This is a genomic window from Streptosporangium sp. NPDC004379 (assembly GCF_042873875.1).
Taxonomy (GTDB): Bacteria; Actinomycetota; Actinomycetes; order Streptosporangiales; family Streptosporangiaceae; genus Streptosporangium.
Window position 1 is genome coordinate 65,280 of sequence record NZ_JBIAMC010000018.1, and the last position, 14,072, is coordinate 79,351.

13 protein-coding genes are annotated in these 14,072 nt (G+C 72.9%); 7 read left to right on the plus strand and 6 right to left on the minus strand.

Going from position 1 to position 14,072, the window contains the following annotated elements; translation table 11 throughout:
• Positions 1–117 precede the first annotated feature (117 nt).
• On the plus strand, positions 118–876 hold the full coding sequence (locus tag ACFYSC_RS30570; protein ID WP_389968552.1) for a DeoR/GlpR family DNA-binding transcription regulator: 759 nt from the start codon (positions 118–120) through the stop codon (positions 874–876).
• A gap of 348 nt (positions 877–1,224) precedes the next feature.
• The gene (locus ACFYSC_RS30575; RefSeq protein WP_389968554.1) at positions 1,225–2,460 is read left to right on the plus strand and encodes an MFS transporter; all 1,236 of its coding nucleotides are present in this window, start codon (positions 1,225–1,227) and stop codon (positions 2,458–2,460) included.
• A 71-nt stretch (positions 2,461–2,531) separates the two neighbouring features.
• On the opposite strand, the gene ACFYSC_RS30580 is transcribed toward ACFYSC_RS30575, so the two are convergent.
• Positions 2,532–3,530 (minus strand): LacI family DNA-binding transcriptional regulator, encoded by a 999-nt coding sequence (locus ACFYSC_RS30580; protein ID WP_389968556.1) that lies wholly within the window; start codon positions 3,528–3,530, stop codon positions 2,532–2,534.
• A 149-nt stretch (positions 3,531–3,679) separates the two neighbouring features.
• Here ACFYSC_RS30580 and ACFYSC_RS30585 point away from each other — a divergent pair, with 149 nt between their 5' ends.
• On the plus strand, positions 3,680–4,459 hold the full coding sequence (locus tag ACFYSC_RS30585) for an SDR family NAD(P)-dependent oxidoreductase (RefSeq protein WP_389968558.1): 780 nt from the start codon (positions 3,680–3,682) through the stop codon (positions 4,457–4,459).
• 172 nt (positions 4,460–4,631) lie between these two features.
• Here ACFYSC_RS30585 and ACFYSC_RS30590 read toward each other — a convergent pair whose 3' ends face one another.
• Both ACFYSC_RS30590 and ACFYSC_RS30595 read right to left on the minus strand, forming a co-directional pair.
• Positions 4,632–4,817 (minus strand): DUF418 domain-containing protein, encoded by a 186-nt coding sequence (locus ACFYSC_RS30590; protein ID WP_389968560.1) that lies wholly within the window; start codon positions 4,815–4,817, stop codon positions 4,632–4,634.
• A 47-nt stretch (positions 4,818–4,864) separates the two neighbouring features.
• On the minus strand, positions 4,865–6,256 hold the full coding sequence (locus tag ACFYSC_RS30595) for a CoA transferase (protein WP_389968562.1): 1,392 nt from the start codon (positions 6,254–6,256) through the stop codon (positions 4,865–4,867).
• 890 nt (positions 6,257–7,146) lie between these two features.
• Here ACFYSC_RS30595 and ACFYSC_RS30600 point away from each other — a divergent pair.
• A complete protein-coding gene (locus ACFYSC_RS30600; protein WP_389968564.1) occupies positions 7,147–7,419 on the plus strand; it encodes a hypothetical protein in 273 nt (90 codons plus the stop codon).
• 222 nt (positions 7,420–7,641) lie between these two features.
• Here the strand turns inward: ACFYSC_RS30600 and ACFYSC_RS30605 are convergent, their stop codons facing one another.
• Positions 7,642–8,406 (minus strand): TSUP family transporter, encoded by a 765-nt coding sequence (locus tag ACFYSC_RS30605; protein ID WP_389968566.1) that lies wholly within the window; start codon positions 8,404–8,406, stop codon positions 7,642–7,644.
• A 141-nt stretch (positions 8,407–8,547) separates the two neighbouring features.
• On the opposite strand from ACFYSC_RS30605, the gene ACFYSC_RS30610 reads away from it, so the two are divergent.
• The 3 genes from ACFYSC_RS30610 (at position 8,548) to ACFYSC_RS30620 (ending at position 11,804) form a co-directional block, all read left to right on the plus strand.
• Positions 8,548–9,804, plus strand: a complete 1,257-nt coding sequence (locus tag ACFYSC_RS30610) for a sensor histidine kinase (RefSeq protein WP_389968568.1) — start codon at positions 8,548–8,550, stop codon at positions 9,802–9,804.
• A gap of 229 nt (positions 9,805–10,033) precedes the next feature.
• The gene (locus ACFYSC_RS30615; RefSeq protein WP_389968570.1) at positions 10,034–11,422 is read left to right on the plus strand and encodes an FAD-dependent oxidoreductase; all 1,389 of its coding nucleotides are present in this window, start codon (positions 10,034–10,036) and stop codon (positions 11,420–11,422) included.
• An 85-nt stretch (positions 11,423–11,507) separates the two neighbouring features.
• A complete protein-coding gene (locus ACFYSC_RS30620; RefSeq protein WP_389968572.1) occupies positions 11,508–11,804 on the plus strand; it encodes a HesB/IscA family protein in 297 nt (98 codons plus the stop codon).
• A 137-nt stretch (positions 11,805–11,941) separates the two neighbouring features.
• Here ACFYSC_RS30620 and ACFYSC_RS30625 read toward each other — a convergent pair whose 3' ends face one another.
• Both ACFYSC_RS30625 and ACFYSC_RS30630 read right to left on the minus strand, forming a co-directional pair.
• On the minus strand, positions 11,942–12,415 hold the full coding sequence (locus tag ACFYSC_RS30625) for a hemerythrin domain-containing protein (protein WP_389968574.1): 474 nt from the start codon (positions 12,413–12,415) through the stop codon (positions 11,942–11,944).
• 70 nt (positions 12,416–12,485) lie between these two features.
• Positions 12,486–13,667 (minus strand): zinc-dependent alcohol dehydrogenase, encoded by a 1,182-nt coding sequence (locus ACFYSC_RS30630; RefSeq protein WP_389968576.1) that lies wholly within the window; start codon positions 13,665–13,667, stop codon positions 12,486–12,488.
• Positions 13,668–14,072 lie beyond the last annotated feature (405 nt).

Consider the following 14,072-nt stretch of genomic DNA (forward strand, 5'->3'; position numbering starts at 1 on the left):
CGCATCCGGCCCTCGCGGCCCGCCGGCCCGTGGCACAGACCCTCAGCGCCGAACCGACCTGACCGGACTCACCCCACCGGCTTGCGGAACGAACACACATCATGTTCAAATGAACCCGTGGAGAGTTCAGAGCGTCTGCGCGCCATCATGTCCGAACTACGCGCCCACGACACCGTCTCGGTGGCGGAACTCGCCGCCGAACACGCCGTCTCGGAGATGACCATCCGCCGCGACCTCGACGAACTCGCCCAGCAAGGAGTGGTCAGACGCGTCCGCGGCGGCGCCATCAGCCTCCTGCTCCGCGGCGAGGAACCCCCCTTCGGCGTACGCGAACGCGAAGCGACCGACATCAAACGCCGCATCGCCGCCGAAGTCGCCACCCTCCTCGCCGACGGCGAAGCCGTCCTCCTCGACGGCGGCACCACCAACCTGGAGGTCGCCCGCGCCATCCGCGACCGCCGCCTCACCGTCCTGCCCCTCTCCCTGCAGTCCGCCGACGAACTCGCCACCGCACCACGCATCCGCCTCGTCCTCCCCGGCGGCGAGGTACGGCCCGGCGAACTCAACTTCTCCGGCCCCCTCACCGAGACCTCCATCCGATCCCTGCGCTTCGACACCGCGATCATCGGCTGCTGCGGCCTGTCCGCCGAACACGGCCTTACCGCCCACGACCTGTCCGACGTCGCCGTGAAACGAGCCGCCATGGACTCCGCCCGGCGCGTCGTCATCGCCACCGACTCCGGCAAGTTCACCCGCACCGCCTTCGGCGCCGTCTGCCCCCTCGACCGCCTCGACATCGTCATCACCGACACCGCCATCCCCCCGGGCGAACACGACGCCCTCACCGCCGCCGGTGTCACCGTCCGCACCGTCTGACCGGAGCACCCAGCCCTTGCCCCGGCCGAACCCCCTCCCCTCGTGGCGCACCGGGGCCACGCATGCCTCCCGGCCCGGCCCCGCCCCGATCGGCGGCCTCTCCGAAGCCGTCAGCCCTCCCACACCGGCCACCGCGCCGGGCGGGCCGCCGGAGGCCGCCGGCGCAACCCCGCCTCTGATCATCTCTTGTTGCCTATTATTTTTGTCCTTTTTGTCTATTTCTTTCAGAACGCCCGCCTTTACGAAGTAGATCACTAAGATTGCGTCAGAGGCCCCCTTCCAACGCCTCCCGCACCGGCCCCCTCCCCGCTCCCCGCACGCACCTGCTCCACCGTGATCGGAAAGCCGATGCCCGCTACCGCCCCTCCCACCGCACCCACCCGCCAGGCACGTCTGGCCCGTGCCGCCGTCGCGGCGCTGTTCCTCACCAACGGCGCCGTCTTCTTCAACATCGTCCCGCGCTATCCGCAGATCAAGGCCGACCTCGGCGTCAGCAACGCCGTCTTCGGCACCGCGGTGGCCGGCTCCCCGATCGGCGCGCTGCTGGCGGGGCTGCTCGCCGGCGCCGCGATCCGCCGCTTCGGCTCCGCCCGCACGGCGGCCTTCGGCATCGTCATCACCGCCCTCGTGACCCTGGCCGTCCCCTTCGTGCCGAACTGGGTGGCCTTCGGCGGCGTGCTGTTCTTCGTGGGCGCGCTCGACGCGATCGTGGACGTCGCACAGAACGCCCACGGCCTGCGCGTGCAACGGCTCTACCGGCGCTCCATCCTCAACTCGCTGCACGGCCTGTGGAGCGTCGGCGCCGTGCTGGGCGGCCTGATGGGCTCGGCCGCCGCGGGACTCCGTCTGCCCCTGGCGATCCACCTCGGCATCTCCGCGGCGCTGCTCAGCCTCGTGGCCGTCGTCGCCCACCGCTTCCTGCTGCCGGGCCCGGAAGACGCCGAGCGCTCCGGCGCCCTGGAGCCGGCCGCGGCCGGCGACCACACGGCCGGGTCCGCCCGGCGCGCGGACCGGCGCTCGTTCACCGGCCCGGCGGTGCGGATGCTCGCCGTACTCGGCGTGCTGGCCGCGTGCGGCGCGTTGGCCGAGGACGCCGGCGCGTCCTGGGGCGCCCTCTTCCTCACCGGCCTGCACGCCGACGCCGCCACCGCCGGTCTGGCCGTCGTGGCCTTCCAGACCGCCATGACCATCGGCCGCCTGTCCGGCGACCGCGTGGTGGACCGCTTCGGGCAACGCGCGGTGACCCGCGCGGGAGGCGCCCTGGCCGCCGCCGGCATGGGCGCGGCACTGGCCCTGCCCTCCGTCCCGGCGGCGCTGGCCGGCTTCGCCCTCGCCGGACTCGGCGTCGCCACCCTCGTCCCGGCCACCATGCACACCGCCGACGAACTGCCCGGCCTGCCGCCGGGCACCGGCCTGACCATCGTCAGCTGGCTTCTGCGTGGCGGCTTCCTGCTGTCCCCTCTGCTCGTCGGAGCCGTCGCCGACCTCGTCGGCCTGCGCGTCGGCCTGCTGTCGGTCGTCCTGGCCGGCCTCCTCACCATCGTCTTCGCCCGTGTCCTGGCCGACCACCGCTCTTCGGCCTGATCCCCGGACCGGCCGCGAGACACCGTCCCGGCGTCCCCGAGGCGATGCGGAAGGCATTCTCCCCACGGGGGTCAGGTCGTGGTGCGGGCGATCAGTTCCAGCCCGAGGACCACGTCCCTGGCAGCGGTGCGACGACCCAGCTGCTGGATCAGGCGTTCCATGGCGGCCCGGCCGGACTCCTCCAGCGGCTGGCGAACGGTGGTGAGACCCATGATCTCGGCCGGTTCGCCGTCGTCGAAGCCGACCACGGCGACACTCCCGGGCACGTCCAGGCCGAGATCGCGGGCCGCCCGCAGGACCGCGGCGGCGAGGACGTCGTCGGAGGCGAACACCGCCGTCGGACGATCCTCGCGAGCCAGCAGGTCCCGGGCCGCGGCCAGGGCCTCCCCGGCCCGGTGACACACCAGGCGCACGTCGCCCTCACCGACGACGTGACCGGCCTCGGCGAGCGCGGCACGATATCCACCGAGCCTGAGCCGCGACGGCGAGACGTATCGATCGGACCGCTGGTCCTCGCCGAGGAAGCCGAACCGGCGATGACCACGGCCGAGCAGGTGCCCGGCGGCCAGGCGGCCCCCGTCGGCGTCGTCGGTGCGGACCGAGTCGAAACCGGGATGACGCACGTCCACCAGGACCGCGGGCAGCCGCAGGGCGGCGAGCCGATCGGCCACCGCGTCGTCCAGGGGGAGGCTGACCACGATGAGGCCGTCCAGCCGTCCGGTGACGGGCAGGCTCGCCAGTAGCGGGGAGGTGTTTTCGGCGGCCGACTCCTGGTCGAACAGGACGACTTCCAGCGGCCTGTCACCGACGGCGCGCAGGACGCCGCGGAGCCGGCGGGCCACGGACGGATAGGAGGTGTAGGGCGCGATCACGCCGACGCGGCCGACACCGCGTCGTGCCTTGGCCACCGCGTCCGGCTTGGGAGTGAATCCGAGCGCGTCCACGGCGGCGAGCACCTTGCGGCGGGTCCGCTCGCTGACAGCGCCGGGCGAGTTGAGGACCCGGGACACCGTCGAGATGCTGACGCCCGCCCGGGTGGCCACGTCGTAGATGGTCGGCGGGCCGCTCACACCGTCCTCCTCGCATCCGTCACATCCGATCCCCAAGGGGATCCTATCGCGGAAGTGCTTTCATGAAAGCACTTGACGGAATGAGGGCGAATCCCGTTGCCTGAAACGGCGGCCCGGCGAAGGGAGGCCGCCGTCGCACAGGGAGAGACATGAACCGTTCGTACGTGGTGACGGGCGCGGGCCGGGGAATCGGCCGGGCGGTGGCCGAGCGGCTCGCCGCCGCCGGGGATCCGGTCGTGGTGATCGAGCAGGACCCCGCCGCCCTGGCGTGGACCACGGCCCACCCGCTCGGCGACCGGCTGATCGGCCTTGCGGGCGACGCCGCCGACGAGCGCGTCACGGAACGGGCCGCCGACACCGCGGAAGCCGCGGCACCGCTGGCGGGCTGGGTCAACAACGCCGCCGTCTTCCGGGACGCCTCGGTGCACTCGGCCACCACCCGGCGGATCCTGGACCTGATCGCGGCGAACCTGGAGACCGCCATGACCGGCTGCGCCACCGCGGTCCGCCGCTTCCTCGCCGCCGCCACGCCCGGCGCGATCGTCAACGTCTCCTCCCACCAGGCACGCCAGGCGGTCCCGGGCTCGCTGCCGTACGTGACCGCCAAGGCGGCCATCGAGGGGATGACCCGCGCCCTGGCGGTCGAGTACGGCCCGCGCGGCATCCGCGTGAACGCGGTGGCGCCAGGCTCCGTGCGCACCGAGCGCTACACCGGCTTCCTGGCGTCCCAGGAGCCGGAGGCCGCCGCCCGCGTCGAGGAGCAGATGGCCGCCGTGCACCCCCTGGGCCGCGTCGCCGAGGCGGACGAGATCGCCACCGCCGTCGCCTACCTGCTGTCGCCGGAGGCCGGGTTCATCACCGGTGCCACCGTCCCGGTCGACGGCGGCCGGACCGTCCTGGCCCACGACCCGGAGACGAGAAGCCTCTGACGACCGACGACGCCGCTCTCCGCCGGCCCCCGCGGGAGCACGGGACGGGTTGCGGGAACGCAGGACGGCCCCGCGAGGGCACGAGGCGCAACCGGGAGGCGCGGCGGATGAGCGCCAGGCGGACACGACCCGGTGGCGGGGACGCGGAGGTGTGAGGCGCGGCGGACGGCGGTCAGGACGCGCGGAACAGAGCCGGACGGCGGGCCCAGGCGGCCCAGCGCCAGAGCCACTCGAGCGGACCCTGACGACACCGCCGCAACCACAGGACGGACCACAGCCACTGCACGGCGAGGACGGCCCCGACGATCGCCGCCACCATCGTCTCCGGCCAGTGGTCCGGCACTCCCCCTGGGCCCAAAGCACGATCCGCACCGCGCCCGGCCGTACTTCCAGCCGGTTCCCGGCCTACCCGGATGAGGTCGCTCCGCCCCGCTCCCCCGCCTCGCCCCGCCACACAGGAGGATCCGTGCCCCACAGGGTCGGCGGGCCGCTCCACGTCCGGGGCGCGCCCTCGTAGCGGATCGGTGGCAGGGCATGACGCAGCGGCCCGTACGGCGAGGCGGTCTCCGCCAGCCAGGGCCCCGGGTCGTAGCCGCCGCCCTCGACCGGCGCGGGACGGACACCGTGCAGCAACCAGGAGGCGGTGCCCGCGAGGGAGAGCCGAAGCCGGCGGCCGCGGCCGGTGAGCTGCCGGTCGCTCAGCGCCCGCAGGACCGCAGCGGCCAGCAGATATCCGGTCCCGTGATCCAGCGCCTGCGCGGGCAGCGCGCCGGGACGGCCGTCGGCCCCCGCCTCGATCACGGCGATACCGCTCGCCGCCTGGACCAGGCTGTCGAAACCGCGCCGCGCCGCCCACGGCCCCGACCAGCCCCAGGCGCACAACCGGGCGACGATCAGGCCGGGACGCCGGGCGAGGAGCGCGTCGAGACCCAGGGCCTCCAGCGCGCCGGGCCGGTAACCGAGGACCACGACGTCGGCCGAGTCGAGAAGATCGGCGAAGACGCGGCGGTCCCCGCCGTCGGACAGGTCCAGCCGCGTCGAGCGCTTGCCCATCCCGGTGTCGGCGTGGGCGTCCGCGCCCTCCGACAGCCGGGGGCAGTCGACGCGGAGCACGTCGGCGCCCAGGAGGGCGAGGGTGCGCGTCGCGACGGGACCGGCGATGACCCGGGTCAGGTCCAGGACCCGCACCCCGGCGGCCGGCAACGGCGCCGGCGCCAGGACTCGCGGGCGGCCCTCCCCGGCGGGCCGGGTCTCGACCAGGGGACGCGCCGCCCCGCCGGGAGGCGCCACGGCCACGGCCAGGCCACCGGCCTCGTAGACGGTCTCCTGGATCCACCGGGCCGGGCGCAGCGCCAGTTCGTCCGCGAGCACCCCCGCCAGCGCCCGGTCGTCTCCCGTGTCACCGATGCCCAGGGCGTCCAGCAACCGGGAGCGATGGTGCGGGTAGTTGGCGTGGGTGCGCACCCAGCCGTCGGCCGCGCGCCAGAAACCGGAGAGCGGCGCGAAGGCCACCGGGGCCCGGCCGTCGATCCGCAGGTGGCGTTCGCTGACGAACGCCGTGGCCACCTCCGCCTCCCACACCCGTACGGCCGGCACCGGCACCGCGTTGCGCCGCGCCAGCAGCTCCGCGGCCGCCAGCGAGCACACGCCCACGCTCGCCCGGGCCAGCTCCCGCACCGGCAGCCGGGCCGGCAGGACGTCGCCCGCCCCCTCGTACGAAACCCCCTCGGCCAGTTCCACCGGCCCTTCCAGAGCGGCCCAGGCGTGGACGGTCGCCGCGTCGTCTCCATGCGTCACCCGGCCAAGTCTGCCCCATCGCCGGCGACTCGCCCACGGTTCGCCCACGGAAAAGATCTGCGCGAACCTCTCATGTCATCCCTCCGAAAGGACCGGTCATGACACTCGGCATGGTGCTCGGCGACTTCTCCTCCCGCGCTTCGACGCAGGAGCGGTAGCCCCCTGCCCTGACACCCCCCATGCCACGGCACGGGCCGTTTCTCCCGCTCCTCGTCGAAGTGCTCTTCGTGTCCCCGCACGTTCGATCACGAGGAGTACGTGGTGTCCACGATCCGCCGGACCGAGACGAACACCCCCTGTTCCGCCCACTGGCATTCCGAGAGCGCGGCTCCACCGCCCCGCCGGGTCATCAGCGCCGACGACCGTACGAAAGCCGACACCGCCTACCGGCTGGCATGTGAAGGCACCGGCCTGCTGTGGCGGGGTGACTTCCACGACGCGCGGCGGCTGCTTCAGGCGATGAGCCGCCGGATCGACCGGAAACCTCACCGGCAAGGCGACAGCCCGGCGGAGTCCTTCCACCTGTACCGCCGTGCCCGCGGCCACCGCGCCCGCGTGCCGGGCAGGCTCCTGGTCCTGCTGGAGGACGACCACCGCCTGAACCTGCGCAGAGCCCCCGATGTACGCCGGGCCTGCACCGAAGCGTACGGCCCGCCGTCCGAGCCGACGGCCGTCTCGCTCACCGAACTGCTGGGCGTGATCGGAGCACATCAGTGGCGCATGAAAGGCGTGGAGGCACCGGCCCTCCACGCCCGCATCCACCCGCACTACGGCGTGTTCTCTCCCGTCAGGGGGAATACGTCGGCCTCGTCGCACACGCGCCGCTCCCCGCACCGGCGGACCGCCACGCGGACCGCCGCACCGCGTTCGACCTCGGCACCGGAACGGGAGTGCTCGCCGCCGTCCTGGCCCGCCGGGGCATCGACCGCGTCGTGGCCACGGACATCAGCCCGCGCGCCCTGGCCTGCGCACACGAGAACGTCCGCCGGCTGCGCCTCACCGGGCGCATCGACATCGTGGGCCCCGCCCTCTTCCCCGACGGGCGCGCGGTGGACAGGATCGACACCGGGCCGCGGCATCCACGGGCGAGGGACACCACCGATCCCCTCCACGCCGCCCGAGCCGCGGAAGTCACCTCGCTCTGGCGTCTCACCGGCGGATGACGTCCGGTATCGGCCGGTGCCGGAAGGAGCGGACTCGTGACCCCGTCGATCGCCTCCGGATGAGAAGGAAGGCGCTTCCGCGTGTTCTCCGGCGTCTCGTGCCGTGATCCGGTCATCGGCGCCGCTGGCCTTGTCCTGGCCTCACCTTCTCTGGTGAGGCCAGAATCCTCTTGTGTCTGCTGTTTGAACCGACCAGCCTGCTTTACTATGTAGATCAAAATGTCAGGCGACGAACTGCTCGTAGCCGAGTTTCGCCACCATGGCGCACACCACGCACAGCAGCACGATCCGCACGAACCCCGAGCCGCGGCGCAGCGCCATCCGGGCTCCGACCTGGGCACCGGCGATGTTGCAGACGGCCATTCCCAGCCCCAGCAGCCACAGCACATGCCCCTGGGAGGCGAAGACGATCAGCGCCCCGACGTTGGTGCAGGAGTTGATGATCTTCGAATGCGCCGAGCCGTGCACGAAGTCCATGCCGAGGACCGTGGTGAAGGCGATGATCAGGAAGGTGCCGGTGCCGGGCCCGAGGATGCCGTCGTAGAAGGCGACCGCCACGCCGGTGACGGCGACCGCGGCCAGCGTCCTGGCACGGGTGCCCAGGTGGGGGCGGGGGTGGGAGCCGAACGCCGGGCGGAGGGTGACGAACAGCGCCACACACAGCAGGGCCGCCATGACCAGCGGGGTGAGCGCGTCCTTGGAGATCGCCGACGCCGACGCCGCGCCGAGACCGGCGAACACGACCGCGGCCAGACCGGCGGGCACCGCCACCCTGCGGTCGATCTTCGTGGTGCGGGCATAGGTGACCGCGGCGGAGGAGGTGCCGAAGACGGCCGCGAGCTTGTTCGTGGCCAGCGCCTGGACCGGCGAGACCCCGGCGACGATCAGCGCGGGCAGTTGCAGCAGCCCTCCCCCGCCGACGACGGCGTCGATCCATCCCGCCCCGGCCGCGGCCGTCAGCAACAGGACGATCTCCACCGTGCTCATCCCGAAATCCCCCGGACCATCGCCATCCGCCGTCAGCTCGGCAGAGCGTACCGAACCGCCTCCGGGTGTCCCCCGCCCGGGGGACGGGCTCCCCTCCCGGCGGGAGGGCGTCCGCTCCGGGGAGTTGGGAGGATCGGGAGCGTGAGACGCATCCTGGCGCCACTCGCCGACCGGACCACCTACCTCCGCTGGACGTGCCTGATCCTGGGCGGCGCGCTGGCCATGCCGTACATGATGGTCGGGACGATCCTCGCGGCCCTGACGGGGGCGCTGGAGGCGCGGGCGTACCCGCTGGTGAGCATAGACCCGCTGGTCTTCGCGGCCGTGCTCCCCCTGATCGGGACGACCGGGCTGTTCCTGCCGGTGCGCGCGCTGGAACTGACGGCCGCGCGGGGCCTGCTGGGCGCCCGCGTCGATCCGGCCCCGCACCGGCCGGGGCGTACCTGGGCCGAGAGGCGGCGCACCGCGGCCTGGTTCACCCTGCACCTGGGGGCCGGCGCGGTGATGGCGGGGGCGACGCTCGCCCTGGTGCCGTTCGCCGTCTGGCTGATCCTGCTGCCGGTGTTCGGCGACCCGCTGGGATTCCTGGGCGGCCACCTGGCACCCGGATGGGACTCCGCCTGGGGGCCGGCCGCCGGGGTGGCGACACTGGTGCTGCTGGTCCACGCGGTGTCGGGAACCGGGGCGCTGCTGGCCCGGCTCGCCCCCGTGCTGCTGGGCCCCTCCCCCGCCGACCGGCTGGCCGCGACGGAGGAGCGCGCCCGGCGGCTGGCCGTCCGCAACCGGCTCGCCCGCGAGCTGCACGACTCGGTCGGGCACGCGCTCAGCGTGGTGACCGTCCAGGCCGGCGCGGCCGGGCTGCTGCTGGAACGCGACCCGGAGGCGGCGCGGGCCGCGCTGGACGCCGTCGAGGAGTCGGCCCGGGCGGCACTGGAGGACCTCGACCACGTGCTGGGGGTGCTGCGCGAGGAGGCGGGCGGCGACCGCGTCCCCGTGCGGACCCTCGCCGACCTGCCGGAACTGCTCCGCTCCACCGGAGCCGCCGCCGAGATCGACGGCGACCTCGCGGCGCTGCCCGCCCTGGTGTCCCGCGAGGCGTACCGGATGGCCCAGGAGGCGCTGACCAACGCGATCCGGCACGGCGCGGGGGCGGTACGGCTGGCGGTCGCCGTACGGGACGACCGCCTGGAGCTGAGCGTGCGCAACCGGCTCCGTGCCCCGGCGTCACACGCGGGCGCGCACGGCCGCGGTCACGGTGATGAGCGCGGCGGGGGCGGGCGGGGGCTGGCCGGGATGCGGGAGCGGGCGGCCCTGCTGGGCGGCGCCGTGGAGGCCGGCGCCACCGGGGAGGAGTGGCGGGTGACCGCACGGTTGCCGCTGTGCGGCGAGCATCCGTAGCGGCGGGCCGTACCCGGCCGGGCGGTGGAGATCCCGTACGGCGGAGCGGGCCGTACAGCGGGATGCTCAGCACGTCGTTGACGCCACCGGCCGTTCCGACGCCGCTCAAGCCCCCTTACCGCGGGGCGGGGCGACACGCCATGATCGAGGCGATGCCGTTTGGGACGGGCGGGCGGAGGAACCCCTTCCCCAGCGGTGCACACTGACGGCTTGCGAGACGGGCGGGACGATGACGGAACGGCTGGTGGTGATCGGCGGCGACGCCGCGGGGATGAGCGCGGCCTCCCAGGCGCGGAACCGGCGCGGCCCGGACGACCTGCGGATCGTGGCCCTGGAGAAGGGCTTCCACGCCTCCTACTCAGCCTGCGGAATCCCCTACCTGGTGGGCGGCGAGGTGAACGGCGTCGAGGAGCTCGTCGTCCGGCGGCCCGAGGTGTTCCGCGACGAGCAGGCCATCGACCTGCGCCTGCGCAGCGAGGTCACCGAGATCGATCTGGGCCGCCGGACGGTGACCGTGCGCGACCACGGGGAGGGCCGCGACTACCGGGAGCCGTTCGACCAGCTCGTCGTCGCCACCGGAGCCCTGCCGAACCGTCCCGGCCTGCCCGGCGCCGACGCCGAAGGCGTGTACGGCGTGCAGACCCTGGACGACGGCGCCGCGCTGCTGCGGGCCGTGGAGACCGAGGGGGCGGAGCGCCCGCGCGCCGCCACGGTGGTCGGCGGCGGCTACATCGGCCTGGAGATGGCCGAGGCCCTGGTGCGGCGGGGCCTTTCGGTGACGCTCGTCGAGGCCGGTGAGCAGCCGATGGGCACGCTCGACCCCGACATGGGCGCCCTTGTCGCCGACGCCCTGCGCCGGCTGGGGGTCGAGGTGCTCCTCGGCGAACGTGTGACGGGTTTCCCCACCTCCGGCGGCCGGGTGGACGCGGTGTGCGTCGGGGACCGGAGCGTACGGGCCGACCTGGTCGTGCTGGGCCTCGGGGCCCGCCCGAACACCGCGCTGGCCGAGGCCGCGGGCATCCCGGTGGGCGAGACCTCCGGGATCCGGACCGACCGGCGGATGCGCACGCCGGTCGAGGGCGTCTGGGCGGCCGGCGACTGCGTCGAGACCTTCCACCGCGTCTCCCGCAGGCCGGTGGCGATCGCGCTGGGCACCCACGCCAACAAGCAGGGCCGCGCGGCGGGCATCAACATCGGAGGCGGGTACGCGAGCTTCCCCGGGGTCGTGGGGACCGCCGTGTCCAAGATCTGCGAGTACGAGGTGGCCCGCACCGGCCTGACCGAGACCGAGGCCGCCGCGGCGGGGTTCGAGTTCGTCACCGAGACCGTGGCTTCCACCACGCGCGCCCACTACTACCCCGGCGCACGGGAGATGCGGACCAAGATGATCGCCGACCGCCGGACCGGCCGCCTGCTGGGCGCCCAGATCGTCGGGCAGGAGGGTGCGGCCAAGCGGATCGACGCCCTGGCACTGGCCGTCTGGCACGGGATGACCGTGGAGGAGATGACCGGCCTGGACCTGGCCTACGCTCCCCCGTTCTCCCCGGTGTGGGATCCCGTGCTGATCGCCGCGCGCAAGACGGCCGAGCGCCTCGAACGCCTCCACACCGGCGGATGAGGGGAAATCCGCCTGTTCATGTGTTGGGTCTGCCGTAATCGGGCAAGGGCGGAGAGTCCAACCTCAATTCGGACAAGGAGTTGCAATGCTCACAATGACCGATAACGCCGCACAGGTGATCCGGAATCTCAGCTCCCAGGTCGGAGAGTCGACGGACACCGGGGTCCGCATCTCCGCGCAGAGCGACGGCACGGACTCTCTGCTGCTGTCGATCGTGGAAGGGCCGCAGTCCGAGGACAAGGTGGTCGAGACGGGCGGAGCGCGCGTCTTCCTGGACCCCAAGGCGGCGGACCTGCTCGACGACAAGTCCCTGGACGCCGACGTCGACGAGGGTGGAGGGGTGGCCTTCACGGTCACCGAGCAGATTCCCCGGCAGGCGTGACGGCCTTCCGGGAAAAGCGGGCCCCGGCCTCGGATGAGGCCGGGGCCCGCGTGTCGTCTCAGGCGCCCTGACGGGCGCTCCCGGCGGTGTTCCCACCGCCGGTCTCCCCGGCGACGCCCCGCCGCGCCGCCGGCGCCCTACTGGCGGGCGCTGGCCAGCGCCAGCGGGTCGGACGGAGCCTCGGCCTTGGCCTTCTCCATCCGCTCGCCGAGTTCCTGGAGCCTGTTGCGCCCCAGGGCCTCACGGACCTGGGGGAACCAGTCCTCTTCCTCCTCCTTGACGTGGTGGCGCACGTTCTCGATGAGAACGGTCACCTTGGCGTCGAACCGCTCGTCCTTGGGGTCCATCCCCTTCAGCTCCGACAGCAGCCAGGCCACGACGTGGTGCTCCTCCACGCTCTCGAGGACGTGGTCGGAGGTGTCGGGCACCTCGGCGCGCGCCTCCGGGTAAAAGATCGCCTCCTCGATGTAGGCGTGCCGGCACAGCTCCTGGGAGATCTTCTCGACGATCTCCTGCTTCTTCTTGTAAGCGGTCTCGCCCGTCTGCTCGAACTCCTTGAACAGCTTCTCGACCGTCTTGTGGTCGTCCTTCAGCAGCACGATGGCGTCCATGGCCTATCTCCTTCGGGTACGGGGTCCGCGGGGACCCGCCTGTTCAGGGGGGACGTCTTCTCGGGGTCTCTCAGGGGTTCAGGAGGACCTTGATGGCCCCGTCCTGCTTCTTCTGGAAGATCTCGTAGCCGTGCGGGGCCTCCGCCAGCGGCAGCCGGTGCGTCGCCAGGTCCATGACGCCCAGCGGATCGGAGTCGTCGGCCACCAGCGGCATCAGGTCGTCGATCCAGCGCTTGACGTGCGCCTGACCCATGCGCAAGGTGATGCCCTTGTCGAACATCTTCAGCATCGGCAGCGGGTCGGCCGCGCCGCCGTAGACGCCGGAGACCGAGATCGTGCCGCCGCGCCGTACCGTGTCGATGGCCTGGTAAAGGACGGCCAGCCGGTCCACGCCGGCGTTGGTCATCAGCGGTGCGGCGATCGCGTCGGGCAGGAGCCCGGTGACGGTCTGGGCCACCTTGGCGACCGGGGAGCCGTGCGCCTCCATGCCGACCGCGTCGATGACGGAGTCGGTGCCCCGCCCGCCGGTCAGCTCGCGGACCGCCTCCGGCACGTCCGGGGTCGCGGAGGAGTCCAGGATCTCCACGCCGTGCCGGCGCGCCATCTCCAGCCGCTCGGGTACGGCGTCGATGCCGATCACCCGGTACCCCAGGTGCTTGGCGATCCGGGCGGACATCTGCCCGATCGGGCCCAGGCCGAAGACCGTGACGCTGCCGCCGTCGGGGACGCAGGCGTAGTCCACGGCCTGCCAGGAGGTGGGCAGGACGTCGGAGAGGTAGACGAACCGCTCGTCCGGCGGCCCGTCGGGCACCTTGATCGGCCCGAAGTGCGCCTGCGGGACCCGGAGGTACTCGGCCTGCCCGCCGGGGACCTGGCCGTACAGCTTGGTGTAGCCGAGCAGCGCGGCCCCGGTGCCGTACTCGCGCACCTGCGTGGTCTCGCACTGGGCGTACAGCTTCATGTCGCACATGTGGCAGCGGCCGCAGGAGATGTTGAACGGGACGACGACCCGGTCACCGGGTTTGATGTGCGTGACCTCCGCACCGACCTCCTCCACGACGCCCATCGGCTCGTGCCCGAGGACGTCCCCCTGCCCGAGGAACGGTCCCAGCACCTCATAAAGGTGGAGGTCGGAACCGCAGATCGCGGTCGTGGTGACCTTGATGATCGCGTCGGTGGGTTCCTTGATCACCGGGTCCGGAACGTCCTCGACACGTACGTCTCGCTTGCCGTGCCAGGTAAGGGCCTTCATCGCTCTCCTCCTATCGGGACGCCGGACGGCGTGTCACACAGCCACGCCTGAGCTGCGACGACGTCCCTCTTACCCCCTGAGTCGTCCTCAAACGAGGAACCCCGGAGGAGGCGTCGCCGGTTGGCCCGGGAGGAAGGCCGCCGACAGGAATGCGACCCGCCTGTTCATTTCGGTTTTCCTTTATTGCCTTTTTTATTGCCACTTATTGCGGAATGCAGTGCGGGGAGTAATTCGCGCGGCCGATCAGCGCTCCCCCGCGGGAAGGACGCCCCGGTGGACCGGCGGCGGCCACCATGAGATCGAGATCGACACCGCCTGCGGCGGCTCTCCCCCGTACGCAGGCGTCATGTGGGCGGGATCGGCGCACCGTCCGGTCCCGGCGGCCGGCGTGAACCGCCGCCACAT

Coding starts and splice junctions, on each gene's coding strand:
- ACFYSC_RS30575 (WP_389968554.1), top strand. CDS start 1,225: ATGCCCGCTACCGCCCCTCCCACCGCACCCACCCGCCAGGCACGTCTG.
- ACFYSC_RS30585 (WP_389968558.1), top strand. CDS start 3,680: ATGAACCGTTCGTACGTGGTGACGGGCGCGGGCCGGGGAATCGGCCGG.
- ACFYSC_RS30605 (WP_389968566.1), bottom strand. CDS start 8,406: ATGAGCACGGTGGAGATCGTCCTGTTGCTGACGGCCGCGGCCGGGGCG.
- ACFYSC_RS30615 (WP_389968570.1), top strand. CDS start 10,034: ATGACGGAACGGCTGGTGGTGATCGGCGGCGACGCCGCGGGGATGAGC.
- ACFYSC_RS30620 (WP_389968572.1), top strand. CDS start 11,508: ATGCTCACAATGACCGATAACGCCGCACAGGTGATCCGGAATCTCAGC.
- ACFYSC_RS30625 (WP_389968574.1), bottom strand. CDS start 12,415: ATGGACGCCATCGTGCTGCTGAAGGACGACCACAAGACGGTCGAGAAG.
- ACFYSC_RS30630 (WP_389968576.1), bottom strand. CDS start 13,667: ATGAAGGCCCTTACCTGGCACGGCAAGCGAGACGTACGTGTCGAGGAC.